This window comes from Streptomyces spinosisporus, assembly GCF_022698145.1.
In the GTDB taxonomy this organism is placed as follows: Bacteria; Actinomycetota; Actinomycetes; order Streptomycetales; family Streptomycetaceae; genus Streptomyces; species Streptomyces spinosisporus.
This window is the reverse complement of record NZ_JALDAX010000009.1, coordinates 109,013-132,084: the sequence shown is the minus strand read 5'-3', so window position 1 is coordinate 132,084 and position 23,072 is coordinate 109,013. Positions and strand designations below refer to the sequence as shown.

23 protein-coding genes are annotated in these 23,072 nt (G+C 71.9%); 12 read left to right on the top strand and 11 right to left on the bottom strand.

The genetic code is table 11. The features are described 5' to 3' along the window. The first annotated feature begins 20 nt into the window (after positions 1-20). Positions 21-1,049: a methyltransferase gene (locus MQN93_RS23735; RefSeq protein ID WP_016433750.1), complete on the top strand. Its 1,029-nt coding sequence runs from the start codon at positions 21-23 to the stop codon at positions 1,047-1,049. Positions 1,050-1,125: 76 nt separating this feature from the next. Here MQN93_RS23735 and MQN93_RS23730 read toward each other — a convergent pair whose 3' ends face one another. The 10 genes from MQN93_RS23730 to MQN93_RS23685 all read right to left on the bottom strand — a co-directional run bounded on the left by MQN93_RS23730 (position 1,126) and on the right by MQN93_RS23685 (position 9,637). After that, the gene (locus MQN93_RS23730; protein ID WP_016433751.1) at positions 1,126-1,458 is read right to left on the bottom strand and encodes a TcmI family type II polyketide cyclase; all 333 of its coding nucleotides are present in this window, start codon (positions 1,456-1,458) and stop codon (positions 1,126-1,128) included. A 22-nt stretch (positions 1,459-1,480) separates the two neighbouring features. Continuing rightward, entirely contained in the window at positions 1,481-1,960 is a 480-nt protein-coding gene (locus tag MQN93_RS23725) for an SRPBCC family protein (RefSeq protein WP_242711178.1), read from the bottom strand. A gap of 1 nt (position 1,961) precedes the next feature. Then, positions 1,962-2,216 carry an acyl carrier protein gene (locus tag MQN93_RS23720; RefSeq protein WP_108009525.1) on the bottom strand — a complete coding sequence of 85 codons (255 nt, stop codon included), beginning with the start codon at positions 2,214-2,216 and terminating at the stop codon, positions 1,962-1,964. Positions 2,217-2,250: 34 nt separating this feature from the next. Beyond that, positions 2,251-3,492 (bottom strand): ketosynthase chain-length factor, encoded by a 1,242-nt coding sequence (locus tag MQN93_RS23715; RefSeq protein WP_242711177.1) that lies wholly within the window; start codon positions 3,490-3,492, stop codon positions 2,251-2,253. Further along, entirely contained in the window at positions 3,489-4,757 is a 1,269-nt protein-coding gene (locus MQN93_RS23710; RefSeq protein WP_242711176.1) for a beta-ketoacyl-[acyl-carrier-protein] synthase family protein, read from the bottom strand. Before MQN93_RS23710 ends, MQN93_RS23715 begins: the two co-directional genes overlap by 4 nt. Further along, positions 4,754-5,164: a cupin domain-containing protein gene (locus tag MQN93_RS23705; RefSeq protein WP_242711175.1), complete on the bottom strand. Its 411-nt coding sequence runs from the start codon at positions 5,162-5,164 to the stop codon at positions 4,754-4,756. The genes MQN93_RS23710 and MQN93_RS23705 overlap by 4 nt, the downstream gene beginning before the upstream one ends. 62 nt (positions 5,165-5,226) lie before the next feature. Then, positions 5,227-6,369: a SchA/CurD-like domain-containing protein gene (locus MQN93_RS23700; RefSeq protein WP_242711174.1), complete on the bottom strand. Its 1,143-nt coding sequence runs from the start codon at positions 6,367-6,369 to the stop codon at positions 5,227-5,229. A 120-nt stretch (positions 6,370-6,489) separates the two neighbouring features. Further along, positions 6,490-7,218, bottom strand: a complete 729-nt coding sequence (locus MQN93_RS23695) for a class F sortase (RefSeq protein ID WP_016433758.1) — start codon at positions 7,216-7,218, stop codon at positions 6,490-6,492. Positions 7,219-7,336: 118 nt separating this feature from the next. After that, positions 7,337-7,819, bottom strand: a complete 483-nt coding sequence (locus tag MQN93_RS23690) for a hypothetical protein (RefSeq protein WP_016433759.1) — start codon at positions 7,817-7,819, stop codon at positions 7,337-7,339. Between the two features lie 162 nt (positions 7,820-7,981). Further along, complete coding sequence (locus MQN93_RS23685) at positions 7,982-9,637, bottom strand: FAD-dependent oxidoreductase (RefSeq protein WP_242711173.1); 1,656 nt, start codon at positions 9,635-9,637, stop codon at positions 7,982-7,984. 350 nt (positions 9,638-9,987) lie between these two features. Here MQN93_RS23685 and MQN93_RS23680 point away from each other — a divergent pair, with 350 nt between their 5' ends. The 11 genes from MQN93_RS23680 to MQN93_RS23630 all read left to right on the top strand — a co-directional run bounded on the left by MQN93_RS23680 (position 9,988) and on the right by MQN93_RS23630 (position 21,513). Next, positions 9,988-11,064: a Gfo/Idh/MocA family protein gene (locus MQN93_RS23680; protein WP_242711172.1), complete on the top strand. Its 1,077-nt coding sequence runs from the start codon at positions 9,988-9,990 to the stop codon at positions 11,062-11,064. A 64-nt stretch (positions 11,065-11,128) separates the two neighbouring features. Then, complete coding sequence (locus MQN93_RS23675) at positions 11,129-11,911, top strand: hypothetical protein (protein ID WP_242711171.1); 783 nt, start codon at positions 11,129-11,131, stop codon at positions 11,909-11,911. 7 nt (positions 11,912-11,918) lie between these two features. Then, positions 11,919-12,728 (top strand): polysaccharide deacetylase family protein, encoded by an 810-nt coding sequence (locus MQN93_RS23670; protein WP_016433763.1) that lies wholly within the window; start codon positions 11,919-11,921, stop codon positions 12,726-12,728. Beyond that, a complete protein-coding gene (locus MQN93_RS23665) occupies positions 12,725-14,359 on the top strand; it encodes a lipid II flippase MurJ (RefSeq protein ID WP_242711170.1) in 1,635 nt (544 codons plus the stop codon). The genes MQN93_RS23670 and MQN93_RS23665 overlap by 4 nt, the downstream gene beginning before the upstream one ends. After that, positions 14,356-15,774 (top strand): hypothetical protein, encoded by a 1,419-nt coding sequence (locus tag MQN93_RS23660; protein ID WP_242711169.1) that lies wholly within the window; start codon positions 14,356-14,358, stop codon positions 15,772-15,774. Before MQN93_RS23665 ends, MQN93_RS23660 begins: the two co-directional genes overlap by 4 nt. Then, complete coding sequence (locus tag MQN93_RS23655; protein ID WP_242711168.1) at positions 15,755-16,420, top strand: sugar transferase; 666 nt, start codon at positions 15,755-15,757, stop codon at positions 16,418-16,420. The genes MQN93_RS23660 and MQN93_RS23655 overlap by 20 nt, the downstream gene beginning before the upstream one ends. Continuing rightward, positions 16,417-17,388, top strand: a complete 972-nt coding sequence (locus MQN93_RS23650; protein ID WP_242711167.1) for a glycosyltransferase — start codon at positions 16,417-16,419, stop codon at positions 17,386-17,388. Before MQN93_RS23655 ends, MQN93_RS23650 begins: the two co-directional genes overlap by 4 nt. A 39-nt stretch (positions 17,389-17,427) precedes the next feature. Continuing rightward, complete coding sequence (locus MQN93_RS23645; RefSeq protein WP_242711166.1) at positions 17,428-18,498, top strand: GNAT family N-acetyltransferase; 1,071 nt, start codon at positions 17,428-17,430, stop codon at positions 18,496-18,498. 21 nt (positions 18,499-18,519) lie between these two features. Next, positions 18,520-19,791: a nucleotide sugar dehydrogenase gene (locus tag MQN93_RS23640; RefSeq protein WP_242711165.1), complete on the top strand. Its 1,272-nt coding sequence runs from the start codon at positions 18,520-18,522 to the stop codon at positions 19,789-19,791. 3 nt (positions 19,792-19,794) lie between these two features. After that, complete coding sequence (locus MQN93_RS23635) at positions 19,795-20,976, top strand: lipid II:glycine glycyltransferase FemX (protein ID WP_242711164.1); 1,182 nt, start codon at positions 19,795-19,797, stop codon at positions 20,974-20,976. 24 nt (positions 20,977-21,000) lie between these two features. Continuing rightward, positions 21,001-21,513 carry a hypothetical protein gene (locus MQN93_RS23630; RefSeq protein ID WP_242711163.1) on the top strand — a complete coding sequence of 171 codons (513 nt, stop codon included), beginning with the start codon at positions 21,001-21,003 and terminating at the stop codon, positions 21,511-21,513. A gap of 3 nt (positions 21,514-21,516) precedes the next feature. On the opposite strand, the gene MQN93_RS23625 is transcribed toward MQN93_RS23630, so the two are convergent. Continuing rightward, positions 21,517-22,779, bottom strand: coding sequence for an MFS transporter (locus MQN93_RS23625; protein ID WP_242711162.1), 1,263 nt, complete (start codon positions 22,777-22,779; stop codon positions 21,517-21,519). Positions 22,780-23,072 lie beyond the last annotated feature (293 nt).

Below are 23,072 nucleotides of genomic sequence, written 5' to 3'. Positions count from 1 at the left end.
GAGAAGAAGGGAAGCGGCACATGACGACCGCACAGACCGCCCCGCCGCCGTCCATGCGGCTGAGGGAGCTCGCGTTCGCGGCGGCATGTGCCGCCGCCGTCCGGGCGGCCGCCCGGCTGGGCGTCCCCGACGCGCTCGGCGACAGCCCGATGACCGTGGAGGACCTCGCGGCCGCCGTGAAGGCCGAGGCCCGTCCGCTACGACGCCTGCTGCGCACCCTGTCCTGCTACGACATCTTCGCCGAACTGCCGGACGGCACCTTCGCGCACACCGATGTCTCCAGGCTGCTGCGCGAGGACGATCCGAACAGCCTGCGAGCCATCTCGCTGTGGTGCACCGAGCCCTGGACGTGGGACGCCTGGCCGCGGCTCGACGAGGCGGTGCGCACCGGGCGCAACGTCATCGAGGACCTGTACGGCAAGGAGTTCTTTCCCTACCTCAACGAGGACGCCCCCGAATCGGCCGACGTCTTCAACCGCGCGATGACGACCTCCAGCGTGCAGTCGGCGCGCGATGTCGCCGAGTTCCTCGATCTGTCGGGGAGTTCGTCGGTCGCCGACCTCGGCGGCGGTCAGGGTCATGTGGTGGCCAGCCTGCTGGACAAGTACCCCTCGATGCGGGGCACGTTGATGGATCTGCCGCGCGTGGTGGAGAACGCGGTGCCGCGGCTGCGTGCCGGGGGCGACCTCGCGGATCGGGTGCGCATCGTGCCCGGCGACGTCCGGGAGGCCGTGCCCGTTGAGGCCGATGTCTATGTCATCAAGAACATCCTGGAGTGGGACGACGAGAGCACCGCGCGAACGCTGCGCAACGTCCGTGCGGCGGGCGGCCCGGGCACCCGGGTCGTGGTCATCGAGAACCTCGTCGACGACACGCCCTCGATGCGCTTCAGCACCGCGATGGACCTGCTGCTGCTCCTGAACGTCGGCGGTGCCAAGCACACCACCCGGAGCATGGTCGACCGGCTGACCGAGGCGGGCCTGGTCATCGACGACATCCGGCCGGTCAATCCCTATCTGCACGCCTTCGACTGTCACGTGCCCGGCTGACAGGGCCGTTCGCACGGACACACCGGTGGCCGGGCCCGCGACGCTGCGGGTCCGGCCACCGGTGTGTCCGGCCGGTTCAGCGGGCCGGGTCGCGCTCCCAGAGGTAGAAGCGCTGCGCCATGGCGTCCTTCGGGGAGCGCCAGGTGGCGGGGTCGTAGGCGCTGACGTAGGAGGACAGCCGTTCGCTGACGTCACGGAAGTCGGGGTGGTCCGTGACCTTGGCGATGGCGGGGCCGGGCTCGCGCTCGGACTCGATCAGATGCATGTAGACGTCGCCGAACTGGAAGAGGCTGCGCCGGACCACTCCGACGAGGTGCGGCAGCTCTCCCCGGTCGGACTCGGCGAACACCTTGGCGATGTCGGGGGCCGATCCGGGGGCCATACGGGCGACGATGAGGGCTTGGTGCATGAGGGAGAGTTCTCCGTCCGGCTCAGTCCGTCAGGCCCGGGGTGGCTCCGCGCTCGGCGGCGGCCTTCTCGATGCGGTCCCGGATCAGGGCCATCTGGACCTTGGAGTTCCGGTTGATGTTGTCGGTCATCCAGGCGTCGTCGACCGGCGCGTCCGGCTTCATCGCGAAGTCCTGCGTCCAGACCATCCGCGTGCCGCCGGACACTTCCTCGTAGCTCCAGTGGATGTCCATGTGGTCGAAGGGACCCGTCTCGACCCTGCGGGCCTTGACGCTGAGCGACTCGCGGTCCGGCTCGCGCTGCGAGACCCAGCTCCACACGGTGCCGTTCTCGTCCGGGTGCATGGTCAGCCGGAAGGTGGTCCGGTTGCCCTCCCGCTTGATGATCTCGACGGAGGCGTACTCGCTGAACAGCTGCGGCCAGTTCTCCAGGTCGTTGGTCATGTCCCAGACCAGGTCCAGGGGGGCGGCGATGGTGATGTCGTTGCGTGTGTGTCCGGTCATTTCACGCTCCTGTCATGAGGGCACTGTTGACGAGTTCGAGGAACTGCCGGGGCGTCTTGGAGCGTTCGGCGTCGGGGGGCATCGGTGTCCCGTACCGGTTCTCCAGCTCGCCGACGATGCCGAGCAGTCCCAGTGAGTCGACGCCGAGGCTGTCGAAGCCCGGGTCGTTCGCTCTCAGTTCCGCCGGGGCGACGGTGACACCGGCGGACTTCTTCATGAGCTCGGCCAGCTCTTCGACGGTGATGCGATCGGTCATGGCTTGTTCTCCTTGTCTGCTGCGCGGTGCCTCGTCACGAGGCTCCGGTGGCGCGGCGTTGCAGCACGAGCGCCGAGTTCGACCCCATCAGTCCGCGGCTCAGGACCAGCGCCGTGCGCAGTTCGGCGGTGCGGGCCCTGCCAGTGACGAGGTCGAGGTCATGGCAGATGTCGAAGACGTTGGGGGTGGGTGGGATCACGCCGTGCTCCATGGCGAGCACCGCGGCCACGGCGTCGAGCACGGGGGCTGCTCCGTAGCCGCGGCCGATCCCGGTCTTGGGTGCCGTGACCGGCACGCGGGTGCCGAGTACGTCGGCGATGGCGAGGGCCTCGGCGGTGTCCGCCTCCGGCACGCCGAGGGCGTCGGCGAAGACCACGTCGATCTCCTCGGGGGCGCAGCCCGCCTCGTCCAGCGCGCCCCGCACGGCATGGGCAAGGCCGTGCCGGGACTCCTCCCAGCGGGAGGCGCCGGTGAACGTCGCCGCGTGTCCGGCGAGCACCGCCCGCACCTGCGCGCAGCGCTCCCGGGCCGTGCCCTCGTCCTCCACGACCAGCATGGCGCCGCCCTCGGCGGGCACGAATCCGCAGGCCGCGGAGGTGAAGGGACGGTAGGCGCGGGTCGGGTCGCTCTCGGTGCTGAGCTCGTCGTAGCCGAGCTGGCAGACCATGGAATAGGGGGCAAGGGGCGCCTCGGTCGAGCCGGCCACGATGACATCGGTGCCGCGTCGCACGGCCCGCGCCGCGTGGGCGAGGGCGTCCAGTCCGCCGGCCTCGTCGCTCGCGACGACGGAGCAGGGGCCCTTGAAGCCGCGCCGGATGGATATCTGGCCGGTGCTCGCGGCGTAGAACCAGGCGATGGACTGGTACGGGCCGACGTACCGGCTGCCCTTGCCCCACAGCTGCTGCAGTTCCCGCTGCCCGAACTCGCCGCCGCCGGAGCCGGCCGCGGTGACCACGCCGACCGAGAACGGTGCGGCGTCGGTGACGGTCCGGCCCAGGCGGGCGTCCTCCAGGGCCAGGTCGGCGGCGGCCATGGCGAAGTGCGTGAACCGGTCGGTCTGGACGAGGAAGCGCGCCTCCACCGCGGCCGACGGGTCGAAGTCGCGCACCTCGCCCGCCACCCGCAGCGGCAGGTGCTCGCAGCCCTCGCGGGTGACCCGGTCCAGGACGCCGATGCCCTCCCTGGTGGCCTTCCAGAAGGTGTCCGTACCGGCTCCGTTGGGCGCGATCACGCCCATGCCGGTGATGGCCGCGCGCCGTGAACGGGGTTCGCTCATCGTGTCTTCTCCCTCGGCCGGGTCAGGACCACCGCGGACTGGAAGCCGCCGAACCCGCTGCCCACGGAGAGCACGCTGTCGAGTTTCCGGGCGCGTGCGGTGCGCGGGACGTAGTCCAGGTCGCACTCGGGGTCGGGGGTCTCGTAGTTGGCGGTCGGCGGAACGGTCTGGTGGGCCAGCGCCAGTACGCAGGCGACGAGTTCGATCGCGCCGATCGCGCCGAGCGAGTGCCCGACCATGGACTTGATGGAGCTCATCGGCGTGTCGTAGGCGTGCGGGCCCAGGGCCCGTTTCACCGCGGCGGTCTCGTGACGGTCGTTCTGCTGGGTGCCCGAGCCGTGTGCGTTGACGTAGTCGATGGCCGTGCCGTCGAGCCGGGCGTGGTCGAGGGCGACCTCGATGGCCTTCGCCATCTCCAGGCCCTCACGGGTCAGCCCGGTCATGTGATAGGCGTTGCCGAAGGTGGCGTAGCCGCCGAGCTCGCAGTACACCTGCGCGCCGCGCGCCCGGGCGTGTTCGAGTTCCTCCAAAACGAGCACCGCGCCGCCCTCGCCCATCACGAACCCGTCCCGGTCGGCGTCGAAGGGACGCGAGGCGTGGGCCGGGTCGTCGTTGTTGGGGGACGTGGCCTTGATCGCGTCGAAGCAGGCCATGGTGATCGGGGAGATCGGCGAGTCCGACGCCCCCGCGATGCAGACGTCGGCCCGGCCCTCCTGCACGGTGTGGAAGGCGTATCCGACCGCGTCGAGGCCCGAGGTGCAGCCCGTCGAGACGGTCTGCACCGGACCGCGCGCCCCGAACCGCTCCGCGACCGTCGAGGCGAGGGTGCTGGGCGCGAACGCCCGGTGCAGATGCGGCTCGGCCCGGCCGGGGTCCACGTCCCAGCGCTCACCGCCGTGGCTGACCAGGACGTAGTCGTGCTCCAGCCGTGTGGTGCCGCCGACCGCGGTGCCCAGGGACACCCCCACGCGCCACGGGTTCTCCCGCTCCAGGTCGAGCCCGGCGTCGCGCACCGCCTCCGCGCCGGCGACCAGGGCGAACTGTATGTACCGGTCGCACCGCGCGATCTGCTCTGCGTCCAGGCCCCCCGCCACCGGGTCGAAGTCGCACTCGGCGGCGATCCGGGATCGCAGCCCCGCCGGATCGAAGAACGTGATGCCGCGCGTCGCGGTGCGCCCGGCGGCCAGGAGGTCCCAGAACGCCGGTACGCCGATGCCGCCCGGTGCGACGACGCCTATGCCGGTGACGGCCACTCGTCGGCTCATGAACCGACCTCGGCGGCGGGCTCGGTCTCCTCGGTGTCGACATGGCCGAGCTGCGGGCGCGGCGCGAGCGGGCCGAGGTGGAAGACGATGCGGGCCTGAACGTTGCCGATGTTGCGGAAGCGGTGCCGCATGTGGGCGGGGATCATCAGCCCCTGCTCGGGCCGCAGCGGATGGGGGACGCCGTCCAGGTCGACCTCCAGCTCCCCGCACACGACGTACACGAACTCCTCGGAGTACGGGTGGTAGTGCTCACCGATGCGCTCGCCCGGCTCCACGATGGCGACACCCATGAATCCGCTGGTGGAGCCGACGGTGGCGGGGGTGAGCATGGCGCGCAGATCGCCGCCGCGCCGGCGGTTGGGCTCGACCTCGCTGAGATCCACGATTCTGGGACGGGATGTGATCACGACGTTCCTCCGTTCAGGTCCTGCATCGACGTGGGGTCTGGCCGCCACGGCCCGGTGGGACTTCAGGCCTCGGGCGAGCGGCGGTCGGTGACGAGATCCATGCGGGCGAGTTTCACGAAGCGCGCGAGCTCCGCGTCCCTGGGCGCGGACGCCTCGGCGGGGAACTCGGTCAGCTCGGCCGCCTGGGCGGGGTCCGCGAGGCCGAGGATCAGCGCGGGGTCGGCGGCGTCGAGGCCGCCGCTCACCTCGACCAGCCGTACGACGACGTCGTCGCGCTGGAAGATGGTGCTGCGCACGACCGGGCTGCGCGGGTCGTCGGCGGCCGCCTCGTCCTGACGGGCCAGCAGCTCGGCCAGGCGCATGCCGCGGCCGGGCCGGGCCGGGTAGGACAGGGCGTACCGCTCCGCCTGGCCCTCCTGCCGCTCGGCCGTCACATGGTGCACGGCGGGCAGCGCGGCCCGGGTGAAGAAGACCCGGGCGGACTCGGGGTCGTTGAGGTCCCGGTCCTGCTCCAGATAGGGGTTGATGGCCTCCTCGACGGCGCGCACCTCGGGCTGGCGGGAGACGTGGCGCAGCGCGGCGAGCAGGTCGCCGCGTACCTCGATGGCCCGCACCACCCGGTTGCCGTGCATGAACAGGGACGTGCGGCACAGCCGCGTGGTCTCGTCGACCTTCGGCTCGGGCGAGGCGTAGTCGGCGAGGATCCCTGCGACCTTCTCCTCGCTGCCCGGCTTGACGGTGAAGGTGAGGGCGTGCCGGATCAGACCGTCGCCGATCCTGGGCGCCGACTGCAGCCGGCGCTCGGCGGACTCCGTGCCGGCCGCGGGGCCGCCGGTCTCGCGCACGACGTGGAAGCGCAGCGACCGGGTGTCGCGGACACAGCTGTGCAGCGGCTCCACCATCCGCACGTGTTCCTCGCTGTTGACCCAGGCGAGGAAGGGCGGGGCGCTCTCCCACTCGCTGGTGATCAGCCACTGGGAGGGGTTCTCGATGGACTGGCACAGCTGGTCGCTGACGTGTCCGGGGACGGAGGCGACCTGGTTGCACAGCAGTTCGTACGCCTCCAGGAACTGCTGCTGGGCGCCGTCGTAGACGTCCACCAGGAGGACGACCCGGAGCCGGGAACCGTCGAACACGGACTGGGAGACTCGGGGCGACACCTGTCGCGAGGGCGAACCGGTGGGACGTTCCGACGTGGTGGTCATCCTGCGCACATCTCCTTCGGGGCGGAAGTGGTTCCTCGGCCGCGGTGATGCGGCGTCAGCGTTCCTCGATCGTGTGCCCGGGCCCGGAAGCCCGCGACTCGTATGAACTACGCGGGTGATCTATCGGACGAGATGGGCGAAGACGACGAGGTTGTCGGTGTAGTCGCGGGCCGAGCGGTCGTAGTCACCCGCACAGGTGATGAGCCGTGCCTCGGCGCGCGGGGTGTCGTCGTAGACGCGGTCGCTGGGGAAGTCGGACTTCTCGTACGTCTGCGCGTCGTCGACCTGGAAGGTCGCGGTGCTCCCGTCGGCCCGGTCGACGTAGAAGACGTCGCCCTTCTCCAGCTCGCCGAGGTTGGCGAAGACGGCCGCGGACGTCTTGGTGTCGACGTGTCCGGCGATGACCGCGGTCCCCGTCTCACCGGGCGAGGCGCCCTTGGCGTGCCAGCCGACGAGGTTGGTGTCGGCGGCGGGGGGCGCTTCCAGCTGCCCGGTGGGGCCGATGTAGAGGTCGGTGAAGGGCGCGTCGACCCAGATCTTGGGGATGCGCAGGCGCACCGGCTCGGAGCGGGGCAGGTGTCTGCCCACCGGCCGGTCCTCGGACGGGTCGGAGGCGGTGTCGTGGGAGGAGGACGAGGACGACGACGCGGCCGGTCGGGGGGCCGCGGCGGCGGGGCGGGGGGCACCCGAACGGCCGGAGGCGTCGTCCGCTGAGTTGTGGCCGCTGATCAGGCTCGCGACCAGGAGCAGCCCGGCGGCGGCGCACATCATCATCGCCCCCGAGCGGGACGATCCCTGCCTGCCGGGGGCCGGCTCGTCGTCGGTGGGTGAGGAGGGGGGAGCTGCCATCGGGGAACCACCTCAATCGGACACGGCAGCGGGGCGGAGCGGGTGCGGTGACAGCGAGCCGGGCCGCCACTCGGGGCACAAGTGGCGGCCACGGCTGCGCTATCGCATCCGGCACGGGTCAGGCCGGGTTTCCGACCGGCTTCTTGCGGCGCGCCGCGTACAGGCCGGTGGCGGCGACAGCCAGCACGGCGAGGCCGCCGGCGGTCGCCGTGGGGGTGGCGAGCGCTCCGCCACCGGTGTGCATACCGCCGCTGGGCTTCTCGTGCCCGCCGCCCCAGGAGTCGCCTCCGCGTCCGCCGCCGTCGCGGTCGCCCCAGTCGCTCTTGCCGCCGTTGTCCTTGTAGGTGTCGGGGTCCGTCTTCGGGTCCCGCGAGCTGCCCCAGTCGTCGTGGTCGTTCACCGCGGTCAGCGCACCGCCACCGGTGTGCATGCCGCCGTGCGGTGATTCGTGCTTGCCGTGCTCCTTGCCGTGCGAGGATCCGTCGCTGTACGAAGAGTCGTCGTGATCCCAGTCGCCTCCGGCGGCGTACGCGCCGGGAGCGCCGAGGGCCAGGGCGGCGGAGGCCGCCGCTGTGGCCAGGATCAAGCGGGCAGAGCGCATCTGATGGTCCTTCCGTCACGGCCCGGCAGCTGGGACTTGGTCAGCTGACTTGACCGGGCCCCGACGTGATCCACCGTCAGTCACCCGGGTCCGGGTCACCAGTCGGGACGATCAGGCGGGTGAAGCGGCCCGGCTTCACCCGTGACTGCGCTCATCGGGTGATCAATCCAGTGCCAGCGCCTCCGCGAGGACCTCGTGGAGCACGGTTTCGGCGTCCGCGACGGGGCCGGCCGACCGCCAGGCGACGAACCCGTCCGGCCGAACGAGGACGGCGCCCCCGCGGGTGACGCCGTGGGCCTGCGCCCAGTCCGCGTCACCGTCCGTGACCAGGTCCGCTCCGGTTCCGGTGCCCACGCGGTAGGAGGTGAGCGGGACCGGGATCCGCTGGGCCAGCCGGACGGCGGCGCGGTGCCAGCCGCTGGGGTCACCGGCGTCGGACAGCAGGACCGGCGTGCGCTCGTACAGGTCGAGGGTGGAGACCCTCTCCTGTGCGCGCCGCACCCACAAGTGCGGGGCCCGGCTGCCGGGCTCGCCGGACAGGTCGAGGTTCTCCGGTACGACGGCCGCCGCCGGGTCGGCGCCGACGACCGCGCCCTGGGGGTAGCGGTAGCCGAGGGCGACGTTGAGGATGCCACGCTGACGGCCGCCGCCGGCGCCGGGCGGTGGGGTGAATCCGGGGTGGCTGTGCTCGGCCGAGCGGACGGCGGCGCGGGCGCTGGTCGCCTCCGCGACCGGGCGGCGCTCGGTGTCGTAGCTGTCGAGGAGCTTCTCCCCCGCCCAGCCGCCGAGGACGGCGGCCAGTTTCCAGGCGAGGTTGTGCGCGTCCTGGATGCCGGTGTTGGAGCCGAAGGCCCCGGTGGGCGACATCTCGTGGGCCGAGTCGCCGGCCAGGAAGACCCGCCCCGAGCGGTACCTCTCGGCGACGCGCTGCGCGGCGTGCCAGGGAGCGCGCCCGGTGATCTCCACGTCGAGGTCCGCCACGCCGACGGCGCGGCGGATGTGCTCGATGCACCGCTCGTCGGTGAACTCCTCGAGGGTTTCGCCGTGTTCGGGGTGCCAGGGGGCGTGGAAGACCCAGTGCTCGCGGTTGTCCACCGGCAGCAGTGCTCCGTCGGCGTCCGGGTTCGTCAGATAGCAGACGATGAAGCGGCGCTCGCCCACGACGTCGGCGAGGGCTCGGGAGCGGAAGGTGACGCTGACGTTGTGGAACAGGTCGCCGGGGCCGCTCTGGCCGATGCCGAGCTGTTCGCGGACGGGGCTTCTGGGGCCGTCGGCGGCGACGAGGTAGTCGGCGCGGACGGCGGTGTGCTCGCCCGTCTCCCGGCTCTTGAGGACGGCGCCGACGCCGTCGGGGTCGCTGTCGAACGACAGCATCTCGGTGTTGAAGCGCAGTTCGCCGCAGAGTCGTGCGGCCTGGTCGAGCAGGACCGGCTCCAGGTCGTTCTGGCTGCACAGGCACCAGCTGCTCGGGCTGAAGCGGGCCAGTCCGCCGCCGGGGTCGATCTCCTTGAACAGCCATTCGCCGGCGTCGCCGACCAGGGTGGGCGTCTGCAGGATGCCGTGGTTGTCGGCCAGGGTGGCGGCGGCCCGGTGGATGCCCTCCTCGGCGCCTGCCACCCGGAACAGCTCCATCGTGCGGACGTTGTTGCCGCGGCCGCGCGGATGGATGGAGGTGCCGGCGTGCCGCTCCACCAGCAGATGGCGCACTCCCAGACGGCCCAGGAAGAGCGACGTCGACAGGCCGACCAGGGAGCCGCCGACGATGAGCACCGGAACCCTGAGGGTGCGATGGTCGGCCTGATCGGCTCGTTGGTTCATGACGCTCGCCTTCCGCTCGTCGCCCGTTCGCCCGTCCGGATCGGTCCGGGTTCTCATGCATGCCCCGGGAAGCTGACGACACCTCAGACTTCACCCGCCTGGCACCCGGTGAGCGGCACGGGGCGGGCAGCTGACGGTGTGTGAGTACGGCGAGGGGCGAGAAGGCAAGCATCGACACTCCGGGCCGGCGAACCGTACGGGCGCCGTGCCGCGCGGCGTGCGGGTCGCGCGCGTCCGCGTTTCTTCACCCAACGCACGCAAGGTGCCCTTGAGTTCAGCGCGCAACGGTGTGAGATTACGAATGACCAACGCTCGGCACGCAGGTAAACGGGACGGACCACGGGGGACTGATGGCCGATTGCCCGAGCACGCGCATCGGAGTCGCCGGATACGGCTACTGGGGGAGCAAACATGTCCGAGTACTGACAAGCCTGTCCGGTGTCGAGGTCACGGTCATCGAGCCGGACGAGGAGCGCAGACGCCGGGCCCGGGCCGACCATCCCGGAGTGGGCGTCGTACGGGACCTGGACGACATGCTCGACGGACTCGACGGCGTCGTGGTGGTCACCCCGCCCGCGACACATGCCCGGCTCGCCCTGAAGGCGCTCGCCGCCAAAGTGCCCACCCTGGTCGAGAAGCCGCTGGTGCTGCTGGAGGAGGACGGCGTCGCTGTGGTGGAGGCCGCGCGGGCGGCCGGCGTGCAGCTGATGGTCGGTCATGTCTTCGCGTACGACGCGGCCGTCCGCAAGCTGCGGGACGTCATCGCCTCCGGCGAGCTCGGCCGGGTGCTCCACATCGACTGCGCGCGGCTGAGCCTCGGGCGCTACCGGCAGGACTGCGACGTCGTCTGGGATCTGGCGCCCCATGACATCTCGATCGTCGCCCATCTGCTCGGCGAGCTGCCCGCCACGGTGTCGGCGTGGACCCATCGGGCGGTGCGGGCGGCGCACGCCGATGTGGCTCACCTCCGGCTGGACTTCGCGGAAGCGGGCGTTCCCGCCTTCGTACACGTCAGCTGGCTCGCCCCGGAGAAGGTCCGGCGCATCACGGTCGTCGGCGAGAAGAAGACCGCCGTCTACGACGACCTGGCCGGGGACGAGCGTCTGACGATCCACGACGTCGGTGTGGAGCTGCCCGACGGTGACGGCGGCACGGACGCCGGCTGCCGGGTGGTGCACCGCTCCGGTGACATCGTCTCCCGGCCTGTTCCCGGGGCCGAACCGCTGATGGTGCAGGACGCCCATTTCGTCGACTGCGTGCGCGCGGGCACATCGCCCGCGACCCCCGGCGAACAGGGCCTCGCCGTCGTCCGGGTCCTGGCCGCCGCGGACCGGGCGGCGAGCACGGGAACGCCGGCGGCCGTGCCGCGGCGCCGCACGGCGGCGGGTACGGAGTGGGGCCGGCGGTCCGTCGAGGTGGCCTCGTGACCGGGGCGCCCACACCCCTCCTCTCGTGTCGTGCGGACCGAGCGGTTCGAAGGGGGTGCGTGTGATGTCCGGGTCCGCCGAACCGGCCGACACGGCCCCGCCCGAGGAGACGGGCGTCCGCCCGTCCGGACGCCGCGCGGCCCGTCTGCTGCCCGCGGGACGCAGGGCGCGGGCAGTCCTGGTGGCCGTGCTGACCGTGGTGGTCACGGCCGGGATCGGGCTGGGCGTGGCGTTCGCCTTCCCGACGCAGTACGCGGCCCGGGCCCAGCTGGTCTATCTGCTCGGGGACGAGCAGCCCACCGGGTTCCTGCGCGAGGACCGCAACCTCTCGACGCAGGTGCAGCTCCTGCGGAGCCGGGCCGTCCTCGAACCGGTCGCCCGCAAGCACGGCCTGACGGACAAGGACCTCGGCCGCAAGCTGCACATCGATCTGGTCTCGGGCACCGAGGTGATGAACCTGCGGCTCGACGACCCCTCGCGCAGAGCCGGGCGGACGGTGCTGCAGGAGGTCCTCGACCAGTACATGACCGTGGCCGACCATGTCGCCCCGTCGACCCTGCGGACGTATCTGAACAAGCAGCTCGCGGACGTGCGCGACCAGATGCAGAAGCCCGGGCTGTCCGGCTCCGAGCGCCAGACGCTGCTGGAACGGCAGATGACGCTGCTCGACCGGCTGGACAGCGTCAACCTGGCCGGTGCGCAGGTGAAGGTGGTCGTGCCGCCGTACTCGGATCCCGACGCGGTCAGTCCCAGGCCGCTGTTCGGGCTGGTCACCGGGGCACTCGTCGGGGTGCTGGCCGTGGGCTGTCTGACGCTGTGGCAGGCGCGCCGATGGGCACGGGAGTGAGGACGGCATGAGCCGGTCCAGGGCGTCCCGTCCGCGCGCGGTCGGCCGGCGCGGGCCGCGCGTCCTGATGTACCACTTCTTCGGCGACGTGCCCGCCGAGGCGGATCCGGCCGGCCTGTTCGTCCGTCCGAAGGCGCTGGCCGAGCAGCTGGGATGGCTGCGGCGGCACGGCTGGCGGGCGCTGACCCTGGACGAGTATCTCGCCGCCCTCGACGGAGCTCCGACGCCTCGGCGCTCGTATCTGCTCACGATCGACGACGCGCATGAGTCGGTTCTGAAGACCGCCGCGCCCCTGCTGGCCGCGGCCGGTGTCCCCGCGGTCCTGTACGTCCCGGCGGGACTCCTCGGCGGCCGGGTGTCCTGGTCGTCCCACACCGTGTACGGCTCCGAGCGGCTGCTCGATGCCCAGCAGGTGCGCGAACTGGCCCGCGCGGGCGTCGAGATCGGTGTGCACGGGCACGACCACACCAGACTGCGCGGGCTGGGCCCGGCGGACCTGGCCCCGCATGTCACGGGCGCCCGGGACGTGCTGGCCATGGTCACCGGCGGTGTACCGAGAACGTTCGCCTATCCCTACGGCACCTGGGACGAGGCGTCCCGGCGGGCGGTGGCCGAGGCGGGCTATCTGGCGGCCTTCGCGGTGGCCCGCCGGGGCGGACGCTTCGCGGTGGACCGGATCGGCGTCTCGGCCGGGGACTCGCTGATCGTCTTCCGGTTCAAACTCTCCCTGTTCTACCGGCTGCTGTCCCGCGCGGCCGGGCGGGCCTGGCGGCTGCGCCATGCCGTCCGCCGGGTCGTCGCGCGAGGGCCGACATGAGGGGTACCGGCGGGGGCACGGCGGACGGCGGCCAGGCCCTGAGGTCCACCGCGGCACCCGCCGAGGACCCCACGGCCCGCCGTTCGCTCATCGTGTCCGGATGGACACTGACCAGCCGGGTCGGCGGGCTGGCGCGCGTGCTCGTCCTGGGCGCCACCCTCGGCCCCACCCTGTTCGCCAACGGGGTCCAGACCGCACTGGTCGTGCCGAACCTGGTGTTCACGGTCGTCGCGGGCTCGCTGGTGATGATGACGGTCATCCCCGCCCTGGTACGGGTCGGGGACGACGCGGGACAGGACCGTGCCGTCGAGGTGCTGGGACGCATCAGCGCCCGCCTGCTGCTCGCCGCCGCCTGCTGCACACTCGCCCTGGCCTGCGCCTCGCACCTGGTCGCGCGCCTGCTCAGCCTCGGTGTCCACGGCCCGCAGGCCGCGCAGGTCCATCGGTCGCTGACGCTGCTGGTGATCCTGGTCTCCCCGCAGATCGTGCTCTACGTCGTGGCAGCCCTGGGCGTCGCCGCGCAGCAGGCGCGCGGCCGGTTCGCGCTGGCGGCGGCCGCGCCCGCCGTGGAGAACGCGGTGGTCGTCGCCGGTGTGCTGCTGGCGGACGTGTGGTTCGGACCGGTGCGGCAGCTCGGGAGCGCGCCGGTCGGCTTCGTCGTGGCGGTCGGGATCGCCTCGACGGCCGCCGTCGCCGCCCATGCCGCGATCCAGGTGACCGGGGCCGCCCGGGCCGGGCTGCGAGTACGGCCGAGGCCGGGCCTGAAGGGGGACGCGGACGCGCTGGCGGCCGCCCGGCGGCTGCGCGGCTCGGTCGGTGTGGCCGCGTTTCCGTCCGCGGGGCTGGGCGCGATGCTCCTTGCGGCCACCACCGTGCCGGGCGGGGTCCTGCTCATGCAGGTGGCCTACCAACTGTTCGCCGCGCTGTCCTATCTGGGCCCACGCGCCGTCTCGATGGTCGTACTGCCGCTGCTGTCCGCCGTCGCCGGCCGGTCGAGCGGGCGGGCGTACGCGGCCGCCTGGCACTCAGCCCTGTTCTACACAGTGGCGGCGGCCCTGCCCGCGCTGGTGCTGCTGGCGGTCTTCGCGCGGCCGACCGCCGACCTGCTGTTCTGGTTCGAGGGCGAACAGGCCGTGCTGCTCGGCCGGTTCGCGGACTGCCTGCTCGTCGTGGCGGTCGCCCAGCTCGTCGGCGGGCTGCACGACGTGGGCCGCCAGGCGCTGTTCGCACGGCTGGAGCACCGGGTTCCGGCGCGGGCGAGCGCCTGCGCCCTGGCGGCCGTACTGCTCACGTGCGCGGTGTCACCGGCGTTCGACGGCGCCCACCGTCCGCTCGTGCTCACCGGCGCCGTACTGCTGTCGGAGGGCGCGGCGGCCGCGGTCGTGCTGGCGCGGCTGCGTACGACGCTGAAACCCGAACCGCTGCTCGGCGCACCACTGCTGTGGGCTCTTGCGGTCGGCGCGGTCACGCTGGTCCCGGTCGCTCTCGCCGGCCGGTGGGTGCTCGCGGTCGCCGCTCCCGCCCCGGCGGCAACGCTCGGGATGCTGCTGGTGATCGGGCCGGTCGCTCTTGTCGCGTATGCCGTCGTGCTGCGGCGCGTGATCCCCCGGCTGGGGGTGGGGGCGGGATGAGCGGCGTCGAGGCGCACCGCAGTGCCGGGCCCGCGCGTCTGCGGTGGGCAGTGCTCGTGCCGGGTGCCGCGTCGGTGGCGTTCGGGGTGAGCCTGGTCGCGTCCGCGGGCAACCCGGTGCTCGGCTGGACCGTGCTGGGCGCTCTCACGCTGTGCGCCCTGATCGCGGTGGTGGCCTGGCGTCCGGTCGTCGGCACGTATCTGTATGTGTCGACGGTCTGTCTCGTCGCCGGCATCGACCGCGACACCCTCATCCCGCTGCTGCGTCCCAACGAGGCGCTGCTCGCGGTCGTGCTGATCGGCGCCGCGGTCGGCGGGTGGTACCGGTTCCTCGGCGGGGCGCGTTCCCCGGTGTCCTTCACCCGGGTCGATCTGGCGCTCGCCTGGTTCCTGCTGTTCTCCACCGTGTGGCCGGTGACGTCCGTGCTGGTGCGCGGGGCGTGGCCGACGCCCCTCGACGTGGCCTCGCTGCTGCCGGTCTGCAAACTGGTCGCGCTGTATCTCCTGGTGCGGGCCACCGTGTTGACGGAGCGTCAAAGTGCCTTGCTGGTGCGGCTGATGGTCCGGTCGGGGGCCGTCGTCGCGCTGATCGCCCTGCTGCAGACCCTGCATGCCGGCCCGGTGATCGCTGTGCTGCACCGGTTCTACGCGCCCGACGAGTCCGCGGGCGAGGTGGGCGACCGGGGTGGCGCCACGCTGGGCTCACCGCTGTCGACCGGTGATGTCGTGGTGATCGCGCTGGTGCTGCTGCTCTGCTGTCACCGGCGGGCGATGCTGGGCCGCAGGGAGAGCCTGGTGCTGGGCATCGTGCTGTGCGCCGGGGTGCCCGCCGCCGGGGAGTTCTCCACCTGGATCGCCGCGGTCGTGGCGCTCGGGCTGCTGCTGTGGCGGATGCCGGAGCTGCGCCGCCCGGCGCTGCGGGCCACGCCCCTCGTGGCGGTCGCCGCGGTCGTCGGGGCTCCGGCGTTTCTGCGCCGGGTGGGCGAGTTCTCAGGATCGGGGGTGCCCGAGAGCTGGCTCGGGCGCTGGGACAACCTGTCGAACTTCTTCCTGCCGCGCTTCGACATCACGCACATCGTCCTGGGAGTGGCCCCGAACCCGGTGCTGGATGCTCCGGAGACCTGGCGCGAGGTGATCTATCTGGAGTCCGGCTATCTGTACTTCCTGTGGATCGGCGGCATTCCGCTGCTCGTCGCCTTCGTCCGGCTCTCCGTCGAGGTGCTGCGGGCGGTGCGCCGTGACCGGCTCGGACCGGGTGCCGCCGCCGGGTGCGCGTCCGCGCTGGAGATCCTCTGGTGGGTGCTGCTCGTCCTCACGGTCCTCGATCCGCATCTCACGGTGCGCGGCACCGGAGACCTTCTCTTCCCGCTGCTCGCTCTCGCGAGGGGACAGTCACGTGACCGACAACCCGCTTGAGGACGGCACCGTTCGACGGGTGCGCCGCCCGGTGCGTGCGGCGCACCGGGCGCTGGACCTCGTGGTGACCACGGTCCTCCTGGTGCTGCTGGCCCTTCCCATGCTGGTGATCGCGACGGCGGTACGGATCGGCAGCCCCGGGCCCGCGTTGTTCCGTCAGCCGCGGGTCGGCCGGTTCGGCGAGCCGTTCGTCATGTACAAGTTCCGTTCCATGCGCGTGGGCGCGGGCGAACAGGGTGAACGCGAGCAGATCGCGGGCGAGTTGCGCGGCGAGCGGCTGCCCGAGCGCGGCAGCTTCAAGCCGGACCGCGATGTGCGCGTGACGCGCCTGGGGGCCGTGCTGCGCAGGACCAGCCTCGACGAGCTGCCGCAGCTGCTCAATGTGCTGCGAGGGGACATGGCCCTGGTGGGCCCGCGTCCCTGTCTGCCCTGGGAGGCGGAGATGTTCCCGCCGGAGTTCCGGCCGCGGTTCAGCGTTCCGCCCGGGATCACCGGTCTCTGGCAGGTCAGCGGCCGCAGCAGGCTGAGCACCCTGGACATGCTCCGGCTCGATGTCGCCTATGTGCGCAGCCGGTCCCTGGGAACCGATCTGCGCATTCTGCTGCGCACCGCTCCGGCGCTGCTGAGGGGGGACGGCGCCCGATGACGACTCTCTTCGTGGCGACGACGGGCGGCCATCTGGCCCAGCTCGTCGAACTCGCGGACCGGCTGCCGGTGGACGGGGCGTCGGTCTGGGTCACGCACGACAACGAGCAGAGCAGGTCGCTGCTGGCCGGCCGCGACGTCATGTATGTGCCGTACATGGGGCCTCGGAGCGTGTCGGGCGTCCTGCGCACCCTGCCGCGTGCCGTCGGGCTGCACGCCGGTCGCCGTATCACCTGTGCCTGTTCGACCGGGTCGGGACTGGCCCTGGCGTATCTGCCGTATCTGGCAGCGCGGGGTGTGCGCTGCCACTACATCGAGAGCGTGGCGCGGGTCGTGGGCCCCTCGCTGACCGGGCGCGTTCTGCGCCGGGTGCCCGGAGTGCTCACCTACACCCAGTATCCGCAGTGGAGCGACGGCGGTTGGCGCTACGAGGGAAGCGTCCTCGACCGCTACCGTGCCGTGCCGGCCGCGGGCGGTACGGGAGACCCGCTGCGGGTGGTGGTGACCGTGGGCACCGCCACGGAATATCCCTTCCGTCGGTTGTTCACGCGGCTGTGGCAACTGCTCGCGCCGGGCGGCCCGTTGGAGCGGCGAACCGGCCGGACGGTCGAGGTGTTGTGGCAGACCGGCGGCACCCCGGTGGCCGGACTGCCGCTGCGGGCCACTCCGTTCCTGCCCGCGCGGGAGCTGAGCAGCGCCGTCGCGCGCGCCGACATCGTGGTCAGTCACGCCGGTGCCGGTTCGGCGCTCGCCGTACTCGGGGCGGGGCGCTTCCCGGTGCTCGTCCCGCGCACGCAGCGCCACAAGGAGGCCGTCGACGACCATCAGGCGCAGCTCGCCGAGGAGTTGGTCCGCCGGGGCCTCGCGCTGCGTGCCGACGCCGACGACCTGACCGTCGAGCAGCTGCTCGCCTCGGCCGCGAAGGGGGTGCTGCGGGACGACGACGCGCCCGCCTTCGCACTCGCCTGACCTCGCATCACCGGACGACAGCAATGGGGGACCGGACAGATGAGCAGCGCATCCACCCACGACCGCACGACCGCCCACGACATCGTGCCGGTCGACCCGCGCACGGACGCCCGCTGGCTGCGGCTGGCCGGATCGCAGGCCGGCAGCGTGTTCACCTCGCCGCCGTGGATCAGCGCGGTGTGCGGGACCTACGGCTTCAGTCCCGAGGCGCGGATCGCCGTGGACCGCACGGGAGCGCCGGTGGCGGGCTTCACCTGGGCCGTCGTGGACGACCTCTGCGGCAGGCGAACGGTCAGCCTGCCGTTCAGCGACCGTGCCGAGCCGCTCTGCGACTCCGGCGACCTGTGGCGAGAGCTCGCGCGCGACTGCCTCGGCTCAGGTGTGCCGTTCAGCGTGCGGTGCTTCGACGGCTCGCCGGTGTCGCGCGACCCGGGCCTGGTCCGAGTCGGGGAGGCGGCCTGGCACGGGACTCCGCTGTCGGGGCCCCTGGACGCCGTGTCGGAGCGGTTCTCGCGGGGCGTCCGGCGCAACATCCGGCTGGGCCGGCGCCGGGGTGTACGGGTGCTGGCGAGCACCGAACAGTGGGCCGTGCACGCGTTCCACCGGCTCCATGTGGGCCTGCGCAAACGGAAGTACCGGCTGCTGGCCCAGCCGCTCGGCTTCCTGGACCGCGTCTGGGAGGAGTTCGCCCCGCGCGACGGCGTGGTGACGTTCCTGGCGTACATCGACGACGAGATCGTGGCCGGAGCCGTCTACCTGGTCTGGAACGACGTCCTCTACTACAAGTACTCCGCGTCGGACCTGGACAGGCTGACCGCCCGGCCGAACGAGGCCATCGCCTGGTCCGCGATCCAGTGGGCGGTGCAGCGGGACCTGACCCTTCTGGACTGGGGCCTGTCCGACCTGGACCAGCCCGGGCTGCTCGCCTACAAGCGCCGCTGGGGCTGCGTGGAGAAGCGCATCGGGACCTGGACGGCGCGCCCGGCACACGGCACGGACGCCGAAACGGGCCGGCTGCTGCGCAACCTCACGGACCTGCTGACCGACGACGCCGTGCCCGACGACGTCACGGCCAGGGCGGGCGCGCTGCTCTACCGCTACTTCTGCTGAGCCGGCGTCAGGGGAGCTTCCATGCACAGCGCACACGGCCGCCGGGTCGCGGTCCTGGGACAGGGCTACGTGGGACTGCCGCTGACCATGCGGGCGGTCGAAGCCGGTTTCGACGTCGTGGGGTTCGACGTCGACAAGGCCCGGGTCGACCTGCTGGCGCGCGGTGAGTCGTTCATCGAGGACATCGGCCCCGCCGCCGTCGCCGAGGCGGTGGCCACGGGCCGCTACCGCCCCACCTGCGACCCCGGCCACCTTCAGGGCTTCGACGTCGCCGTGGTCTGCGTACCGACGCCGCTGCGGGACGGAGCACCCGACCTCACCCATGTCGAGCAGGCGGCACGTCTGCTGTCCGGACATCTGCGCCCCGGCTGTCTCGTGGTCCTGGAGTCCACGACGTATCCCGGAACCACCGAGGAGGTGTTCCGGCCCCTGCTGGAGGGCGGCGGCGCGCTGCGGGCCGGCCGCGACTTCCGGCTGGGATACAGCCCGGAACGCATCGACCCCGGCAACCCGTCCTGGCACCTGGCCAACACGCCGAAGATCGTGTCGGGGGTGGACGAGGACTCGCTGCGTGCGGTCGGTGAGTTCTACGGCCGACTCGTGGACGTGGTGGTTCCGGTGCCGGGGCCGCGCGAGGCCGAGCTCGCGAAACTGCTCGAGAACACCTTCCGGCACGTCAACGTCGCTCTGGTCAACGAGCTCGCGATGTACTGCCGGGCCGCCGGGGTCGACGTCTGGTCGGTGCTCGACGCGGCCGGCACCAAGCCCTTCGGGTTCATGCGCTTCACCCCGGGCCCCGGGGTCGGCGGCCACTGTCTGCCCATCGACCCGTCCTATCTGTCGTGGCAGGCGCGGCGGTCGCTGGGCTCCGGTTTCCGGTTCGTCGAACTCGCCAATGACGTCAACGACCGTATGCCCGACTACGTCGTCACGCGGGCGATCCAGTCCCTGAACCGCCGGCGCAAGGCGGTCAACGGCAGCTCGGTGCTTCTCCTCGGGCTGACGTACAAACCCAACTCCCGTGACGCCCGCAAGTCCCCGGCGCTCGCCGTCGCCCGGCAACTGGCGGCGCTGGGAGCCGAGTTGAGGGCCGTCGATCCGCTGATCGCCCCTGCGGACGTGCCCGAGGGCATCACGATGGTGCCGTGCGACGACGCTCAACTGGCCTCGGCCGACCTGGTGGTCGTGCTGACGGACCACGACGCCATCGACTGGAGGGTGGTCGAGCGGCACGCCGGGCGCGTTCTCGACACCCGCAACCGGCTGCGGGCCGCCTCCGCCGACGGGTTGTGAGCCATGACCGACGGGCGAGGTGAGGTGTCGGTGACCGTGTCGTCGCGGCCGTCCCCCGAGGTCCTCACGGACTGGGACCGGCTGGTCGACGGGACACGGGGCGGCGACGTCGCCCAGCTGTCGGCGTGGGCCGCGGTGCGTCGGGAGGCCGGATACTCGCCCCGGTATGTGCTGGCCCGGCAGGCCGGGCGGCCGGTCGGCGGTGCGCTCGTCCTGCAGCGCGCCCTGCCGCTGCTCGGAACGGTGGGCTATGTCTCCCACGGCCCGCTGATCGCACCCGGTCCGGCGCGGGTCGCCGCCGTGCGGGCGGTCGGCGACGCGCTCACCGGGCTCGGCCGTGGGCTGGCCGGCCTGTTCGTTCAGCCGCCGTACGGCGCGGACGACGTCGCCGCGCACATGCTGGGGCGGGGATTCAGGCCGTCCACGGCCGGGGTGGGACCCGCCGCCTCGATCCGGGTCGATCTGACGGGCGACCTGGCGGAGGTCCTCGCCGGGATCCGGCCGAGCAACCGCCGCAGCATCCGCGGTGCGGAGCGGCGCGGCATCACCGTCCGCGAGGGGTGCGAGGACGACCTCCCGCTCGCCGCCGGACTGCTGTCCGACTCGGCGGCCCACCACCGCTTCGAGCCGTTGTCGCTGGACTATCTCCGTGTGCTGTACCGGGAGTTGGCCTGCGGCGGGCATGTGCGGATGTTCGTGGCGGAGTTGCGGGGCGTTCCCGCCGCCATGGTCCTGTGCACCGGCTGCGCGGGCACTCTCACCGGCCGCCTCGTCGGGATGCGCAGGGACGCCGAGGTACGCAGGGCCGATGTCGTACGGCAGGCCGACTGGCATGCCATCGCCTGGGCCAAGGCCCATGGGTACCGGGCCTTCGACTTCGGCGGGCTCGCCGTCGACCTGGTCGATCCGATCCGCCGGGGCGCGGACGACCTCGCGGAACGTCTCACCGGACCCGCCCGGTACAAACTGTCCTTCGGCGGTGAGCCGTTCCGCTATCCGCAGGCCGTCGAACTGATCTCCTCGCGTCTGCTGCGCCGTGCGTACGACTGGTCGAGCGGTTCCGGCTCCGGCGGTCGCCTCCTCCTCGATGCGGCACGGCGGGTGATGCGGGGCGGTGGCGCGGGGCGACGCAACGCACCGAAGTTCTTTGGCAGTTCTCGATCGCAGCACGGGCAGAGGGGTTAGCCGTTGCACCGACCGTACGCAGTCATGAGATTCGCTCTGCCCGCCCTGGCCGCGGCGCTGCTGATGTCGTGCGCGCCTCCGGCCGCGAAGATGCCGGACGCCGCCGGGCCGTCCGGCTCGCCGTCGCTCGCACATCGGACGCTTCGGGTCTATCTGACCGGTTACGCCTATCACGACAACTCCCCCGCCCGGTCGTCCACGATCTGCTGCCCCGTCCTGCACAAGTCCGCCGGGGGGAACGGCACTTACGACGACCCGATCACGGCGGCGGTCCCGGGCAGCGGCGCCACGATGGAGTGGCCGCCCGGGACCCGGTTCTATCTGCCGGGCATCCGGCGGTACGTCATCGTCGAGGACAGCGGGGCGAGCAGGACGCCCGCCGGGGTCGAGGGCCATCTCGATGTGTGGGTCGGCGGCAAGGGCGCGCCGGCGGACGAGGTCGAGGCCGAGATGGAGCGGATCACCGGCGACGTCACGGCCGAGCTCAGCCCGCCGCGTGGACGGCCCGTGATCGAGGGGCCGTTGTTCGCGCCGTAGCGATCACGCCGTGTCGGCCTTCGCCGTGCTGGGTGCCTGCGTGCCCGTGCTGCCGAAGCGGATTCCCCTGGCCTCCTTGCCCGCCGCGCTGAGCACGATGACCACCGCGAAGGCGGGCACCACGGTCCAGGTCATGGCGGCCGGATAGCCGTGGCTGTCGGCGATGGCCTCCTGGATGGGCAGGTTGAGGGCGGCGATGAGGTTGCCGAGCTGGTAGGTGACGCCGGGGTAGAAGCCGCGGATCGCGTCCGGGCTCATCTCCGTCAGATGCGCGGGGATCACGCCCCAGGCTCCCTGGACGCACACCTGCATCAGGAAGGAGGACAGCATCAGCCAGCCCACCGTCGTGGACAGCGTGAAGAAGGGCACGATCACGAGGCCGCCGACGGCGGCGATCATGATCGTACGGCGGCGTCCCAGCTGTTCGGACAGCGCGCCCAGCAGGGCGCCGCCGATGATGGCGCCGATGTTGTAGACGATGGCGATGGCGATGGACGTGTCCGGGGACAGTCCCAGGCCCTTCTTGACGAACGTCGGGTAGACGTCCTGGGTGCCGTGCGACATCCAGTTGAAGGCGGTCATCAGGGCCACGAGGTAGACGAAGCGCCTGAGCACCGCCGGGTTCTTGAAAACCTGGTAGGCGGGGGTGCGGTTGGCCTTGACGGTCTTCTCCCACACCTCGCTCTCCTCGACCCGGGTCCGCACCCACAAAGCGACCAGGGCGGGGATCAGGCTGAAGGCGAACAGTCCGCGCCAGCCGAAGGCGGGCTCGATGCCGAAGTAGGCCACGGCGGCGAGCAGATAGCCCAGCGAGTAGCCGCTCTGCAGCAGACCGGACCAGAAGCCGCGCCGCTCGGCGGGGATCTTCTCCATGGCGAGCGCCGCGCCCAGGCCCCATTCGCCGCCCATGCCGATGCCGTAGAGCAGGCGGAGTACCAGAAGCACCGCGTAGTTGGGGGCGAAGGCGCAGGCGAAGCCGACGACGGAGTAGAAGATCACGTCGACCATGAGCGGGACGCGGCGGCCCTTCCGGTCCGCCCACATGCCGAAGAGCAGGGCTCCGACCGGCCGCATGACGAGCGTCGCGGTGGTCAGGAACGCCATGTCGGTCAGGGAGACGTCGAAGTCGTCGGCGATCTCGCTGTAGACGAGGACGACCAGGAAGTAGTCGAAGGCGTCCATCGCCCAGCCCAGATAGGCGGCGAAAAAGGCGTTGCGCTGGTCCTTGGTGAGACCTGTTGCCTGCTCACGGACGGTGTTCAGCATGCACGTCCTCCCACGGATTCGAAGATCACGCTAGGCGCGGGCGGAGCGGTCGACAATGCAAAGATCAGCAAAGTGCAAACCACAATTGTCAAAAACCGTCGCTCAGTTGGCCGGGGTCCCTCTCGTCCCGGGTGTATCGGAGCGCTGTCGTCCGGTTGCGCAAGGTGAAGCACATCACGTTGGCCCGCACTGCCCTCGCGGGTAGGTTCCAGCGATCAAGGCAGAAGGACGTCGTACGACTTTCGCGAGCGCCAGTCCTTCCTGGGACCTTCCTCTGACGAGAGATACAGGAC